We start from the raw sequence: 14,570 nt of genomic DNA, 5'->3' as shown, positions 1-14,570 counted from the left end.
AGAAAGGTGAACAGGATTGCTTCATTCGCAGTATAGATGGAAGACCCCGGATACGAATCTGGCAGCGGCTCAGCCGTTAACAGAAGAGCTGGGGATTTCACCATTGTTGTCCCGGCTTTTAGTGAACCGGGGCGTCACTACGGCCGGGGAAGCAAACCGCTTTTTGTACGGAAGTGTGAATGATATACACGACCCTTATCTGCTTCTTGGTATGAAAGAGGCCATGCTGAGAATTCGTAAAGCTCTGGAGAGCAACGAGCATATTTTAATCTATGGCGATTATGATGCGGACGGAGTATCCAGTACATCATTGATGATTCAGCTTATGCGTTTCCTCAAGGCTTCTTATGACATTTATATTCCCCACCGTTCGAACGAGGGATATGGGCTTCACAATCATGCCCTGGATTGGGCTCATCAGCAGGGAGTTACGCTGGTCATTACGGTGGATACCGGAATTAGTGCAGTGGAGCAAATTGCTTATGCGACTTCCTTAGGCATTGATGTGATTGTGACCGATCACCATGAGCCGCCTGCTGTGCTACCCAAGGCGTACACCTTGATTAATCCGAAGCTGCCCGGTTGTACATACCCGTTCAAAGGCCTTGCAGGTGTCGGTGTTGCTCTGAAGCTGGCACAGGCGCTGCTGGATGAGGTACCTGAGGAATGGTTTGAAATCGCCGCTATTGGTACAGTAGCAGATCTGATGCCGTTACATGGTGAGAATCGCGCGATGGTGCGCAGAGGGCTTCAATCCATGAGAAGCTCTGCGTTTCCTGGGATTCGGGCCTTGCTCAGTGTAGCAGGTGTGGATATGTCTACCGTGACTTCGGTCAACATCGCATTTGCCCTGGCTCCGCGGATTAATGCCAGTGGGCGTCTGGATCATGCGGGACGAGCTGTGTCTCTGCTGACGACTCAACAAGACGAAGAAGCGGATCAGCTTGCACATGCGCTTGATCTGCTTAACCGTGAGCGCCAACAGGTAGTCGATCGAATTGTGGAGCAGGCTGAGCAGCAGTTGGCAGCCAAGCTGAATGGAGGCGTACTTCCCTCCGTTATTGTTTTGGCGGGTGAAGACTGGAACGTAGGTGTTGTCGGAATTGTGGCATCCAAGCTGTTGGATCGCTATTATCGTCCAACCATTATTCTTGGCATAGATGCCGAGACAGGTATGTGCAAGGGCTCCGCCCGTTCGATTCCAGCATTGGACATTTACAGTGCTCTTAGAGACAGCCAAGAGCTGATGGAGCATTTTGGCGGCCATCCTTCGGCTGCAGGTATGACGCTGGCTCGTGACAATCTGGAATGGTTCGAGGAGCGGCTTAACCGGTATGCCAATTCAATTCTGACGCCCGAAGACCTCATCCCGGTAGCCGAGGCAGATATGGTCTGTCGTCTGGACGAGGTGTCCTTACGGGCGGTTGAGGAACTGGAGCTGCTGCAGCCTTTTGGCATGGGGAACCCTTCTCCACGTTTCATATTAGAGGGTCTTCAATTACGCGAGGCTCGAAAAATGGGACGCGAGAAAAATCATGTGAAGCTCTTGTTGGAGCAGAACGGATTGTCACTGGATGCGGTTGCCTTCCGGCGCGGCGATTTGGCTGATTTTCTACAGGAACAGACAGAGCTGGATTTGCTGGGCGAACTGTCAATTAACGAGTGGAACGGTAAACGCTCGCTCCAATTGATGATGCAGGATATTCGTGTACAGGCTCCGCAAATTTTCGATTATCGCGGAGTATCGAATCCGATCGCTGAGCTGGAACGGGGACTGAACATCTTCCATCCGCGTGTAGAGGAGAGAAAAAGCGATGTTGCGATATTGGCACATCCTGACTCCAGGTTGGCTCCAGCGGGTTCCGTGAGCACTGATTCCTTTTGGCTATACGATAAAGATGGCAGTATTACTCCCGCGAACGGTCAAAGGGAAGCACAGCAATCTGTCAAGTCACTGTTCGTGCTGGAGCCTCCGGAGACACCCGGGCAGCTGCAGGCAGTATGGTCTACCTTTGAGAATGTAGAAAATGTATTTCTCCTGCATTCGGTTAGTGAACGTGCCGGCCGGCTCGTTATCCCGGACAGGGAGCTGTTCAAGCGTATTTATGTTGTGCTTTCCCGAGTAGGAACGCAGCCTGTGGATGAAAAAGCAATGCTGCCGGCTCTTAGTCGGCAGTGCTCCTGTTCAGTACGTATGTTATCCAAAGTGCTGGACATCTTTGAGGAGCTTGAGTTTATAACGCGTGCAGAAGGACAATTTTGTTTTATGCCCAATCCGCCCAAGCGTGATTTGACGACTTCTCCGCGCTATCAGGAACTGTATAATCTGGTTGAAATGGAAAGTTATTTGCTGGATGCGGATACACTCCAGATGACGAGTTGGATTATGTCGCTTATGATGGGCGCATCTTAAGTAATGGCCTCAAGCTTATGTTGTAGGGTGGATATACTAATCTAGAAGTTTACAGTAGGAGGAACTAAGTTGGACTACAAAGAATATATTCGGGTGATTCCCGATTTTCCACAACCAGGGATTAGTTTTAAGGACATTACGACCTTGATGAAAAATGGCGACCTGTACCGCAAGGCAATCAACGATATGAAGGAACTTGTATCCGAGTTGAACATTGATTTGATTGCAGGTCCCGAAGCGCGCGGGTTTGTTGTAGGCGCACCTCTAGCCTACGCTCTTGGTGTTGGCTTTATTCCTATTCGCAAAAGCGGAAAGCTGCCTGGGGAAACGATTGAGGAAGCATACGGCTTGGAGTATGGCAAGGACATGCTGGCTATGCACAAGGATGCTATTAAGCCGGGGCAAAATGTTCTGATTGCGGATGACCTGCTCGCTACGGGTGGAACCATTGCTACATCCGTAAACCTGGTGCGTCAGCTTGGCGGAAATGTGGCAGGAGCTGCTTTTCTTATAGAACTGTCTGAACTCAACGGCCGGGCGAAACTGCCTGATGTAGATGTGTTCACGCTGATTAAATATTAAGCTGTTGAGGCCGGGTTTTCCCGGGAAATATTAATGTGGATGCCTAAATAGTCCGATGGAACATCTCTTTAATTAAAGAGTTGCTCCACCGGACTATTTTGTTTAACATGATTTGACTGGGAATGTATATTACATAATAAAATGTTGATAAATCAAACAAAAAAATGGATGCGGAAATTAAGCAAAATGCTCTAGAATCTCTGGCGAGAGTTAAAGCGGATATCACAGCTAATGTGGATCGGCATATTTTACTCGTTTCGATGCTGATTAAAAGTGCAGAACATTAGTGACGGGAATGAGCATTGAGGATTGTGGTATACAGAGACTATAGCACGCAGTAAAGAAATGAACTTTACGGAGCCATGCTGTCATCTGGAATCCGGTATTTCAAAGCAGGGGAGCCGTGAACCAACGGGATGAATGTGGAAGCACTCGAAAAAAAACGCCACTTCATAGAGGTCATGAATCAACACGCTTGGCTGTTTAGGCAAGTGCGAGTTGACCTGTACCTCATGAGTCGGCGTTTTAATGTAAAGAGACAGCGATCAATCCGGTGTTTTTTCCGTCAAAGGTTCCTGTGTTTTATCGTTGGACCAGCCAAGCACTTCAATCAGCTTGAAGAACAGGCTGAGGATAATCCCAACGATTGTTGCCAGCGCCATGCCTTTCAGGGTAACAGCGCCCCAGCTGAGCGTAGCGCCGCTGATTCCGACAATAAGTACGACGGTAGCGAGCAGCATATTGGTCGGCTTGGCGAAGTCCACCTTTTGCTCAACGAAAATTCTGAGGCCAGACGCAGCAATAACACCGAATAACAGCAAGGATACGCCACCCATAACAGGAGACGGGATGTTGGAAACAATGGCTGAGAAGGTGCCCGAGAAGGAGAGCAGGATGGCAATGACAGCGGCTCCGCCAATGACCCACACGGAGTATACTTTCGTTAATGCCATGACACCGATGTTTTCACCATAGGTTGTATTGGGTGTAGAGCCGACAAAGCCGGAAAGCACGGTAGAAATACCGTTACCCAGCAGAGAACGATGCAGGCCGGGATCTTTGGACAGCTCACGGCCGACAATGTTGCTGGTTACGAGCAAATGACCAATATGCTCTACGATGACAACTAGAGCAACAGGAAGAATCGTCAGCATAGCCGAGCTGTTGAATACTGGAGTGGTAATTGTAGGATGTCCGAATAAAGGAGCGTCTGCAATGGCCTGTGTATTGACCAACCCCATAAAATAAGCAAGCACATAGCCTACCACGATACCGATCAAAATATGAATGATTTTGGCAAAACCGCGAAACAGTACGGCACCCAGAACTGTAACTGCGAGTGTGACCATGGAAAGCGTAATGGTTTTGGGATCAGGAGTCCACGTTTTAGTAGGATCTGCATTGATAATACCTGCCATGCCTGCTGCAACCGGAACGAGCTCCAGACCGATCAAGGCCACAATAGAGCCCATGACAGCGGGTGGAAATACAACATCCAGCCAGCGGGTTCCGGCATATTTGATCACCAGTCCGACGAGGCAAAAAATCATACCTGTAACGATGAAAGCCCCAAGCACCATTGCGTAGCCGTTGCTGCCGGGATTGCTTTTAAGCACGAGGCTGACGGGAGCGATAAAAGCGAAGCTGGAGCCGAGATAGGCGGGAATTTTGCCGCGGCAGATCCATATGTACAACAATGTTCCGATACCGTTCATCAGTAAAATCATGCCGGGATCGACACCGAAAATATTCGGTACCAGCACGGTGCTGCCAAACATGGCAAACAAATGCTGTATGCTGAGCAGGAAACCGGGGCCTGCCGGAAGCTTTTCATTAACTTGAATTTCGCGTTGCAACGCAGTTCACTCCTTAGTTCTTTCAATTATTCTTATATACATTAATTACTTTTCGTAAATTTTTCAATATAATTCGTTTCCTTTTGTCAACATTCCCGATTTATTGACACATGTGCGAAGGAAGAAGCTGACAATGCCAAGCCTGTAATAGTTGACGTGTGACGTGGTAACCGTCATAATTATAGAAAATCACTTTTAAAAGGGAACCTTTGCGCGACATGATCGGCGGGTTCCATTTTGCATAGAAAGGACACGGAATAGAGCAGAATGGGGATAGAGCAATTACTTAAAAAGGCCGGGGCCTATACCAGAGAAGCAGATCTTATCCGCATCAGGGATGCCTATGATTTTGCCGAGCAGGCCCATTCCGGGCAGACTCGCAAGTCCGGTGAACCTTATATTCTGCATCCGCTTGCGGTTGCTGATATCGTCGTTAATATGCAGATGGATACCATCTCCATTATCGCCGCTCTTTTACATGATGTTGTGGAGGATACGACGGTGTCTTTGGCGCAGATTCGCGAGCATTTTGGCGATACATGTGCAATGCTTGTCGATGGTCTAACGAAACTGGAGCGTATCCAGTTCCGTTCCAAGGAAGAACAGCAGAACGAAAATTATCGAAAAATGTTTATTGCCATGGCACAGGACATTCGTGTCATCGTAATTAAGCTGGCGGATCGCCTGCATAACATGCGCACCTTGAAGTATCAGTCGGAGGAAAGTCAGCGGCGAATCGCTTACGAAACGCTGGAGATTTTCTGCCCGATTGCGAATCGTTTGGGTATTTCAGCGATTAAATGGGAAATGGAAGATATTGCTCTACGCTATCTGAATCCTCAACAGTATTATCGCATCGCCAATTTGATGCATAAGAAACGGGCTGAGCGGGAGCAATTTATTGATAATGTTATCGTGCGTATCAGAGAAAAGCTGGAAGAGATGGGCATTCAGGCTGATCTTTCCGGGCGTCCCAAACACATTTACAGTGTGTTTAGAAAGATGACGACAAAGAACAAGCAATTCAATGAAATCTATGATTTGCTAGCCATTCGAATTATTGTGGATAACATAAAGGATTGTTATGCCACTCTGGGAATTATCCATACATTGTGGAAGCCAATGCCAGGGCGGTTTAAGGATTATATCGCCATGCCCAAGGCGAATATGTATCAATCCCTTCATACGACAGTGGTGGGTCCCAACGGGGAGCCTACCGAAGTACAAATTCGCACAGTGGATATGCATCGCACTGCTGAATTCGGGATTGCGGCCCATTGGGCATATAAGGAAGGCAACGGAGCAAACAATACGAATATTGAAGATAAAATCACTTTTTTTCGGGAGATTCTGGAGCTGCAAAATGAGGCGAAGGACGCATCGGAATTTGTGGAATCGCTCAAAATGGACTTTTTCTCTGATCTTGTGTTTGTGTTCACTCCAAAAGGGGAGGTTATTGAGCTGCCTGCCGGATCGGTTCCGCTCGACTTTGCTTTCCGTATTCATACCGAAGTTGGGAACCGGACGATTGGCTCCAAGGTGAACGGAAGGATTGTGCCGCTGGATTATCGCCTTAAAACCGGTGACATCGTCGAAATTATGACGTCCAAGCATTCTTACGGACCTAGTCAGGACTGGCTCAAAATTGCTCAGTCCTCTCACGCGCGCAGTAAAATCAAGCAATGGTTTAAGAAGGAAAAGCGCGAGGAGAATATCGAAAAAGGGCGCGAGAGTCTGGAACGCGAGCTGAGAAAGCGTGATATCGAGCCTTCGGTATGGATGAGCGACGACAAGCTTCAGGAAGCAGCAGCCAAATTCTCTTTTAATGATATTGGGGATATGCTGTCTGCGATTGGCTTTGGCGGTATAACTGCAGCGCAGGTCTGCACGCGTCTGACAGAGAAGCTGCGCAAGGAGCAGGAAGAGGCACGGCTGATTGAGCTGACGACCGAGGTGAAGGAATACAGACCGCAGGGCGAACGGAAAAAAGTACCGACCAATGGCGTTAGTATCAGAGGTGTCGATAATTTACTCGTACGTTTTGCGCGATGTTGTAATCCTGTGCCGGGAGATGACATCATCGGTTATGTAACACGTGGCCGCGGCGTATCGGTTCACCGGACGGATTGCCCGAATATTCCTTCGGGTACGGATGAAGATCAGGCTCGTGTGATAGAGGTCAAGTGGGAAGAAGCGGCAGAGGTTAATTATAGCGTCGATATTGAAATTACAGGCCATGACCGCAATGGCTTGCTGAACGAGGTGCTTCAGGCTATATCCGAGAACAAAACCAGCTTCTCGGCCGTTACAGGTCGTACGGATAAAAATAAAATGGCCATGATTCACATCACGATTCTAATACGCAATACAGATCATTTGCATTCGGTTGTCGAACGAATCAAGCGGGTAAAAGATGTGTACACCGTGCATCGGATTATGCAATAACCTTTTAAGCATTACAGCAGGCTAAATGGCTTATGCAGCGTATGTTATGGGTATAAGGACCCCACAGGTTCCCAAAGGGGCCGTGCTGCGGCTATAAGCGCCTTTTAAAGGGGAAGGTTAAAGGAGACAGCGGATAGACATGAAGATCATTATTCAGCGCTGCAAAGACGCTCAAGTAACGGTTAATCAAAAGGTGGTCGGCAAGATCGGAGCCGGATTAATGCTGCTGGTCGGTATTGGTCAGGGAGATACGGCGGCGGATGCCGTTTATTTGGCGGATAAAACAGCGGGATTACGTATATTTGAAGATGCTGAAGGTAAAATGAACGAGAGTGTGCTGGATGTTGGCGGTTCTATCTTATCTGTATCCCAGTTTACGTTGTATGGTGACTGTCGTAAGGGGAGAAGACCTAACTTTATGGGAGCGGCCAAGCCTGAGGAAGCAGAGAACCTGTACGATTTTTTCAATAGCCAGCTTCGAGCCAAGGGCTTGGAGGTCGAGACGGGAATTTTTGGGGCCATGATGGATGTTTCATTGACGAACTGGGGCCCGGTGACACTGATTCTGGATAGCGAGCGTTCGTAGCTATATTCGTGGGGATGGTGTTGATACTGGGAGCATAAAATATCCGTTCAGGGGGACGATAATTTCATCCTAGCTGGTATGAGCCAGATGGACAGGCTTAGGATGACAGGAGAGACGAAGCGATGCGTCAACCCCCAAAAATGAACGGTTATCGAAGCGTTGAGCTGCTTTTCCCCGGCAGTATTCAGGAGGCGATCAGCCTTACCCGCACTGGAGATACGTTATTACAGCATGCTTCAGCGGCTATGAACAAACCGGGACGTGGTCCTTTACCTCGCAGGTAAGGCCTGATACAACGGATTGAATGGCTAATGAAACGATACCGGAGCGTAGGCATAATTAGGCCGTAAATAACATTTAACAGCAAGACAGCGAAGGAGCCGAGTGGCTCCTTTTCTCGTTCGCTGCTATCTATGGTTATAAAAACAGATCAAGCGGGTAATAACAAAGCATGGCAGACAAATGAAAACTTGTCACAAACGTTACTTAAAGCTCGTCTTGAGGAAAACGGTACGGAAAGGAGATCTGAACAATTATGAGTAAAATTGCATTTTTGTTGGCTACCAGGTTGAGGATTCTGAAATGCAGGTGCCCTGTAATATAAATGTAATATTCAAAACATCTTTCCTTAATATTCGTTGTTTATAATAACAGCATGACCCCCTTTTGATATATCTTTTGAACCTGCGGACCGTTTCCGTAGGTTTTTTTCTGTATATAGGACTTGTTTATTGTTCATTCTAAAGGGAATGTCTTGACTTTGTCGAAGCAGTTCATTAAAATCATAAAATAATGAAAAATGATTTGATGACGGGACCAAGTACTCCGAACCCACAAGCGCAGAGAGGAATTTCCAGGCTGTAAAAATTCCCTTGATGAGCGGACGAATGACCTCCCCGAGAACAGGCGGCGAACAATTGAGGAGGATCTGCCACAGAGCACATGTGACTGTGCCAAGAGCGGATAGCCCTGCATAATAGCCGTACTGCGCATTACGGGCGTTATACGTATGAGCGGAGTCAGTGTAAGATTGACGGGTACCTAAGCGTTTTTGCGCTGTTGTCCCGACACACTCCGGAATGTGGGTGGTACCACGGGTGATTTGTAAACGACAATCCCTCGTCCCTGTTAATCTTTAACAGGGCGAGGGATTTTTTGTTTTTTTTAAGACATATTCAGATGGGGGGATACGTTAATGACCTTTCAAAAACCGACGGGGACGCAGGATTTGCTGCCGGGCAATGTAGAAAAATGGCAGGCTGTCGAGGAAAAAGCCCGTGAAATCAGCCGCCGCTTTAATTATCGTGAGATCCGTACACCGATGTTTGAGCAAACCAATTTGTTCGTTCGTGGTGTGGGGGAAACGACCGACGTGGTGGAAAAGGAAATGTATACTTTTGAGGATAAAGGCAAACGCAGCATGACGCTGCGTCCGGAAGGAACCGCGGGGGTTGTCCGCTCTTATGTGGAGAACAAACTGTATGGTGAACCGGATCTGACCAAGCTGTATTATATTGGCCCGATGTTTCGGTATGAACGTCCACAGGCTGGACGCCAGCGCCAGTTTCACCAATTTGGCATTGAAGCATTTGGGGCGGTTGATCCGGCGCTGGATGCAGAAGTTATCGCTTTCGGGTACCAATTCTGCCGTGAGCTGGGCTTGAAAGGGGTAAAGGTGGAGATTAACTCCGTCGGCAATGCTGCCAGCCGCGCGGCCTATCGTCAACATCTGGTCGACTTCCTGTTGCCAATTAAGGACACGCTGACCAAGGAGAGCCAAGCGCGGATTGATCGTAATCCGCTGCGGGTGCTGGATAGCAAGGATGATCAGGACAAGTTTGGCGGTGCGCCTTCGATTTTGGATAGTCTGGATGAGGAGTCGCGCACACACTTTGAAAAAGTGAAGCAAAACCTGGATGCCATGGGTGTGGAGTATACTGTTAACCCGCGTCTCGTGCGAGGGCTGGATTATTATACGCTGACAGCGTTCGAATTCAAAGCCGAAGGGATTGGCGCCATTGACACGATTGGCGGGGGCGGCCGCTACAACGGATTGGTCGGAGAGCTGGGCGGACCGGATCAGCCGGGAATCGGCTTCGGCATTGGCCTGGAGCGTATTCATCTGATTCTGGAGCATCAGGGTATTCAGCTGAATGAAGCCAAGCCGCTCGATGTCTATATGGTGGCTTTGGGTGAAGCAGCAGAAACGGAAGTGACCAAACAGCTGTTCAAGCTGCGTCAAGCCGGATTTTCCGCGGAGCGAGATTATCTGGGCCGTAAAATGAAGGCACAGATGAAATCAGCGGATCGCTTTAAAGCAAGATATACTGCGATTCTGGGCGAAGATGAGCTGGCACAAGGCGAAATTGCACTCAAGAATATGGAAACCGGCGAGCAGCGAACCGTTAAGCTGGATCAATTGGTGGAAGAGCTGGGCTAAAGAAGAGATGCAACAACAATCGGAGGCTGTTTCCTTCGATTGCTCACATAGCATGAACCATTAAAACATGAAACAGGAGTGTGTAGGATGAAAAGGAGTCATCAATGCGGCGCATTAACCGATGCGCATATCGGAGAAACAGTTACATTGAACGGTTGGGTACAGACCCGTCGTGACTTGGGAGGCGTACTTTTTATCGACCTGCGTGACCGCAGCGGTATTGTGCAAACCGTGTTTAATCCGGCCTATTCCGGTGATGCACTGCAAATTGCGGACCGTGTTCGCAGTGAATATGTGCTTGAGGTTACCGGTACCGTTGTCAAGCGTGATGCCGAAACGATCAACCCGAACCTGCCTACAGGTGAAATTGAAGTGCGCGTCACTGAAATCGAAGTATTGAATGCGTCCAAAACACCACCATTCTTCATTGAAGATGGCGTAGAGGTAGACGAATCGCTGCGTTTGAAATACCGTTATCTGGACCTGCGTCGTCCTGAGATGCATCAGACATTGAAATTGCGTTCCAAAGCGGCTAAGGTGTTCCGTGACTTCCTGGACGGTGAAGAATTCATCGAGGTGGAAACACCAATCCTGACGAAAAGCTCGCCGGAGGGCGCGCGTGACTATTTGGTGCCTAGCCGGGTGCATGAAGGCGAGTTTTTCGCCTTGCCGCAATCGCCGCAATTGTACAAGCAATTGCTGATGGTGGGCGGCCTGGAACGCTACTATCAAATTGCTCGTTGTTTCCGTGATGAAGACTTGCGTGCTGACCGTCAACCTGAATTTACGCAGGTCGACATTGAGACCTCCTTTATGCAACAGGATGACCTGCTGCCTATGATGGAGCGTCTTATGGTCAGACTGTTTAAGGAAACAATCGGTGTAGAACTGGAAACACCATTCCAACGAATCACCCATGCAGAAGCAATGGACAAGTACGGCTCGGACAAACCAGACCTGCGTTTTGGTCTTGAGCTGATTCAAGTTAGTGATATCGTGGCATCCAGTGGTGTCAAAGTGTTTGCTTCCGTAATTGAAAAAGGCGGGGAGGTAAAAGTTCTCAATGCCAAAGGTTGTGGCACATGGAGCCGCAAGGACATTGATGACCTGGGACCATATGCAGCACGCTATGGAGCCAAAGGCCTGGCCTGGATTCAAGTGAAGGAAGGCGAATTCAAGGGGCCGATCGTTAAATTCTTTGCACCAGAGGAAATCGAAGCACTCAAGGAGCGCACGGGAGCGGAAGAAGGCGACCTGTTGCTCTTCTCGGCGGATAACAAAAAAGTGGTTGCTGATGTATTAGGCGCGCTTCGTCTGAAAATTGGCCGTCATTTGGGACTGATCGACGATAACACATTCAAATTTGCATGGGTCGTAGACTTCCCGCTTTTGGGCTATGACGAAGAACAAAAACGTTATGTAGCGGAACACCATCCGTTCACACGTCCGAAGGACGAAGACCTGGCCCTCTTGGACACCGATCCGGGCCAAGTTCGTGCTCAGGCCTATGACATCGTGCTGAACGGCTACGAAGTGGGTGGCGGCTCGATGCGGATTTACAAACGTGAAGTTCAGGAGAAAATGTTCAAGGCGCTCAACCTGCCGCCGGAAGAAGTGAAAGATAAATTCGGCTATCTGCTGGATGCGTTCGAATATGGCACGCCTCCACACGGTGGTATTGCCTTCGGTTTTGACCGTCTGGTCATGCTGCTTGCAGGTCGCACAAACCTACGTGAAACGATTGCATTCCCGAAAACAGCCAGTGCAACAGACCCGCTGATGGATGCACCATCCGAAGTGGATCAGGCTCAATTGGAACAGCTTCATATCCGTCTTGCTCCGAAGCCTGTTGCGCCTAAAGATTAAGACATAAGGCAAAGGTTGCGGCTTGGCAAGTCCATCCATTGGCTTGTAAAATAGCTTATAAAATGCCATGAACCCGTTACCCTTTTTGGATAATGGGTTCGTGGTTTGTATGCCAAGAATTTAAGCCTGGAGTTAAAATCAGTAAGGGAGGATGTACCACATGCTGCATCAATTTTCAAGAACGGAGCTGGCCATCGGTTCTGAGGGTCTGGAAGTGATGAAAAAAAGTACGGTGGCCGTGTTGGGGATTGGCGGAGTCGGCTCGATCGCAGTGGAAGCACTGGCCCGGTCGGGTGTCGGACGTATTATTTTGATTGATAAGGATGTTGTAGATATTACCAACATTAACCGCCAGATTCATGCGCTGACGACAACGGTGGGTCAAAAAAAGGCCGATCTGATGGTAGAGCGTGTGAAACTGATTAATCCTGAATGTGAAGCAATTGCGCTTAACATGTTTTATACAGAAGAAACCTATGAAGAGCTGTTTAAATACGATCTGGATTATGTATTGGATGCCTCGGATACCATTATGTACAAAATTCACTTGATCAAGGAATGTCTGAAACGTGGAATCCCAATGATCTCCAGTATGGGTGCCGCCAACAAAATGGACCCGAGTCGTTTTCAAGTGGCGGATATTTCCCAGACGAGAATGGACCCGATTGCCCGTGTTATTCGCACCAAGCTGCGGAAGGAAGGCATTACTAAAGGTGTCAAGGTCGTATTCTCCGATGAGGAGCCCATGAAGCCGCGCGAAGACATTACGAAAAAAATCGTACCTGCAAATGCACCGGAAATCCGGAAGGCGAAGCAGCCGCCTGCGAGCAATGCTTTTGTACCTCCGGTAGCAGGTCTGATCATGGTCAGTGTGGCCGTCAAGGATCTGTTGGAGCAGGCTGGCGTGTAGTTCTGTACATCATATCCGCGGTGTCACAGCCTGCTACAGCTCTTTTTGTTTTGAATAGCGCAGCCTGCTGCAACCAGATTGAACAACTTGCTGGAGGGTTTTGGTATGAAGAGTGGACTATGGTCCAGAAGTCTCGGTTTCAAACCCGAGCATCATTGGAAAAAGGAATTGGCCGCCGGTGCCATTTCTTATTTTTCCGTTGTGTATATTGTGATGGTCAATGCGACCATTTTGGCAGATGCCGGTATTCCTCTGCAAGGGGCGATGCTCGGGACACTGCTTACATCCATTATTGGCTGCCTGCTGATGGCTTTTGGCGGAAAATCTCCAATAGTCGTTGTGCCAGGGATGGGAATCAATGCCTTTTTCACTTATACACTTGTACACTCGATGAAGCTGAACTGGCAGGAAGCATTGATGGTGGTAAGCATCACAGGGATTTTATTCGCCCTTGTCGCATTTACATCTTTGTACAAGCTGATCAGTCAGGCCATTCCCCATAATTTACAGCATGGAATCACAGTAGGCATCGGCTTGTTTTTAACCTTTATCGGACTGCAAAAAAGCGGTATCGTGATTGCCCATCAAACGACTTTTGTAGCCATCGGTCATTTTAATGATCCCAAGGTGATCACGGCTTGTGCAACGTTGCTGCTCGCTATTGTGCTGTTCGTCCGCAACGTCCAGGGCGGGCTCTTGATCAGCATTCTGGCAGGAACCGGACTTGCTTACATATTGGGAGCTGTTGAGCAGGCAAGCACGGTGCGAACCTCTGAAACTGTGCGCCAGTATGGCCAATTGTTTGGAGAGCTTTCCATATCAGGCATCGTGTCGGTGGCCTTCTGGATCGCTGTTTTTCTCCTGCTGTTGATTGTACTGTTTGAAAATATTGGTATGATTACTGCGCAGACCAGCATGATTGGCCGACCGGAAACCTTTAAAAATAGCTTGCGTGTGCTGGCTGTAACCAATATTTTGGCCGGCATTTTAGGCAGCAGCCCGGCTGTAGCTGCGGCAGAATCGACGGCTGGCATTGCAGCGGGCGGACGCTCGGGCATGACACCGCTGGTAACGGCTATATTATTCGGGGCGACGTTTTTCTGTATCCCGCTGCTGGCTTACATTCCCGATAGTGCCATTGCCCCGGTGCTCATCATTATCGGCGGACTTATGGTGCAAAACGTGCGTGAGATGGATTTTAGCGATTTTACCGAGGCGTTTCCTGCATTTCTGATTATGGTGATGATGCCCTTTACCTACAGTATTGTAGATGGGATGGCTTTTGGATTTATTGCATATCCCATGGCCAAGCTAGCCGCAGGACGAGGCAAGGAAGTGCCTGTTGCACTGTATATCATTTCTGTACTGTTTGTGGCTAATTTTGTGCTTCATTCTCTGGTGTAGTAAACTCAAAGATAGGATGTACTGTTTATACCCGCGCAGCGCGCGGGTGTTGTTATTTGGATAAGTGT

General features: G+C 48.6%; 10 protein-coding genes. 9 read left to right on the top strand and 1 reads right to left on the bottom strand.

The window, feature by feature from the left end:
• The first annotated feature begins 16 nt into the window (after window positions 1–16).
• Both recJ and JO375_RS05120 read left to right on the top strand, forming a co-directional pair.
• Window positions 17–2,413, top strand: a complete 2,397-nt coding sequence (gene recJ, locus JO375_RS05125; RefSeq protein ID WP_229523441.1) for a single-stranded-DNA-specific exonuclease RecJ — start codon at window positions 17–19, stop codon at window positions 2,411–2,413.
• Window positions 2,414–2,482: 69 nt separating this feature from the next.
• Entirely contained in the window at window positions 2,483–2,995 is a 513-nt protein-coding gene (locus JO375_RS05120) for an adenine phosphoribosyltransferase (protein WP_229523440.1), read from the top strand.
• A gap of 545 nt (window positions 2,996–3,540) precedes the next feature.
• On the opposite strand, the gene uraA is transcribed toward JO375_RS05120, so the two are convergent.
• Window positions 3,541–4,851 (bottom strand): uracil permease, encoded by a 1,311-nt coding sequence (gene uraA / locus JO375_RS05115; protein WP_229523439.1) that lies wholly within the window; start codon window positions 4,849–4,851, stop codon window positions 3,541–3,543.
• A gap of 267 nt (window positions 4,852–5,118) precedes the next feature.
• Between uraA and JO375_RS05110 the strand changes: the two genes are divergently transcribed.
• The 7 genes from JO375_RS05110 (at window position 5,119) to JO375_RS05080 (ending at window position 14,502) form a co-directional block, all read left to right on the top strand.
• Entirely contained in the window at window positions 5,119–7,296 is a 2,178-nt protein-coding gene (locus JO375_RS05110; protein WP_229523438.1) for a RelA/SpoT family protein, read from the top strand.
• Between the two features lie 139 nt (window positions 7,297–7,435).
• Entirely contained in the window at window positions 7,436–7,882 is a 447-nt protein-coding gene (dtd, locus tag JO375_RS05105; RefSeq protein ID WP_229523437.1) for a D-aminoacyl-tRNA deacylase, read from the top strand.
• 122 nt (window positions 7,883–8,004) lie between these two features.
• Entirely contained in the window at window positions 8,005–8,166 is a 162-nt protein-coding gene (locus JO375_RS05100; RefSeq protein ID WP_229523436.1) for a hypothetical protein, read from the top strand.
• Between the two features lie 911 nt (window positions 8,167–9,077).
• Window positions 9,078–10,322, top strand: coding sequence for a histidine--tRNA ligase (gene hisS / locus JO375_RS05095; RefSeq protein ID WP_229523435.1), 1,245 nt, complete (start codon window positions 9,078–9,080; stop codon window positions 10,320–10,322).
• Window positions 10,323–10,409: 87 nt separating this feature from the next.
• Window positions 10,410–12,188: an aspartate--tRNA ligase gene (gene aspS / locus JO375_RS05090; protein ID WP_229523434.1), complete on the top strand. Its 1,779-nt coding sequence runs from the start codon at window positions 10,410–10,412 to the stop codon at window positions 12,186–12,188.
• A gap of 160 nt (window positions 12,189–12,348) precedes the next feature.
• Window positions 12,349–13,098, top strand: coding sequence for a tRNA threonylcarbamoyladenosine dehydratase (locus JO375_RS05085; RefSeq protein ID WP_229523433.1), 750 nt, complete (start codon window positions 12,349–12,351; stop codon window positions 13,096–13,098).
• Window positions 13,099–13,203: 105 nt separating this feature from the next.
• The gene (locus JO375_RS05080) at window positions 13,204–14,502 is read left to right on the top strand and encodes an NCS2 family permease (protein WP_229523432.1); all 1,299 of its coding nucleotides are present in this window, start codon (window positions 13,204–13,206) and stop codon (window positions 14,500–14,502) included.
• Window positions 14,503–14,570: the final 68 nt, after the last annotated feature.

This window comes from Paenibacillus farraposensis (assembly GCF_020736845.1).
Classification (GTDB): Bacteria; Bacillota; Bacilli; order Paenibacillales; family Paenibacillaceae; genus Paenibacillus; species Paenibacillus farraposensis.
This window is presented reverse-complemented; position numbering and strand designations above follow the sequence as displayed.

What these genes read in the sequence shown, in the direction of transcription:
- JO375_RS05110 (WP_229523438.1), top strand. Translation starts at nt 5,119, where the DNA reads ATGGGGATAGAGCAATTACTTAAAAAGGCCGGGGCCTATACCAGAGAA.
- dtd (WP_229523437.1), top strand. Translation starts at nt 7,436, where the DNA reads ATGAAGATCATTATTCAGCGCTGCAAAGACGCTCAAGTAACGGTTAAT.
- JO375_RS05100 (WP_229523436.1), top strand. Translation starts at nt 8,005, where the DNA reads ATGCGTCAACCCCCAAAAATGAACGGTTATCGAAGCGTTGAGCTGCTT.
- hisS (WP_229523435.1), top strand. Translation starts at nt 9,078, where the DNA reads ATGACCTTTCAAAAACCGACGGGGACGCAGGATTTGCTGCCGGGCAAT.
- aspS (WP_229523434.1), top strand. Translation starts at nt 10,410, where the DNA reads ATGAAAAGGAGTCATCAATGCGGCGCATTAACCGATGCGCATATCGGA.
- JO375_RS05085 (WP_229523433.1), top strand. Translation starts at nt 12,349, where the DNA reads ATGCTGCATCAATTTTCAAGAACGGAGCTGGCCATCGGTTCTGAGGGT.
- JO375_RS05080 (WP_229523432.1), top strand. Translation starts at nt 13,204, where the DNA reads ATGAAGAGTGGACTATGGTCCAGAAGTCTCGGTTTCAAACCCGAGCAT.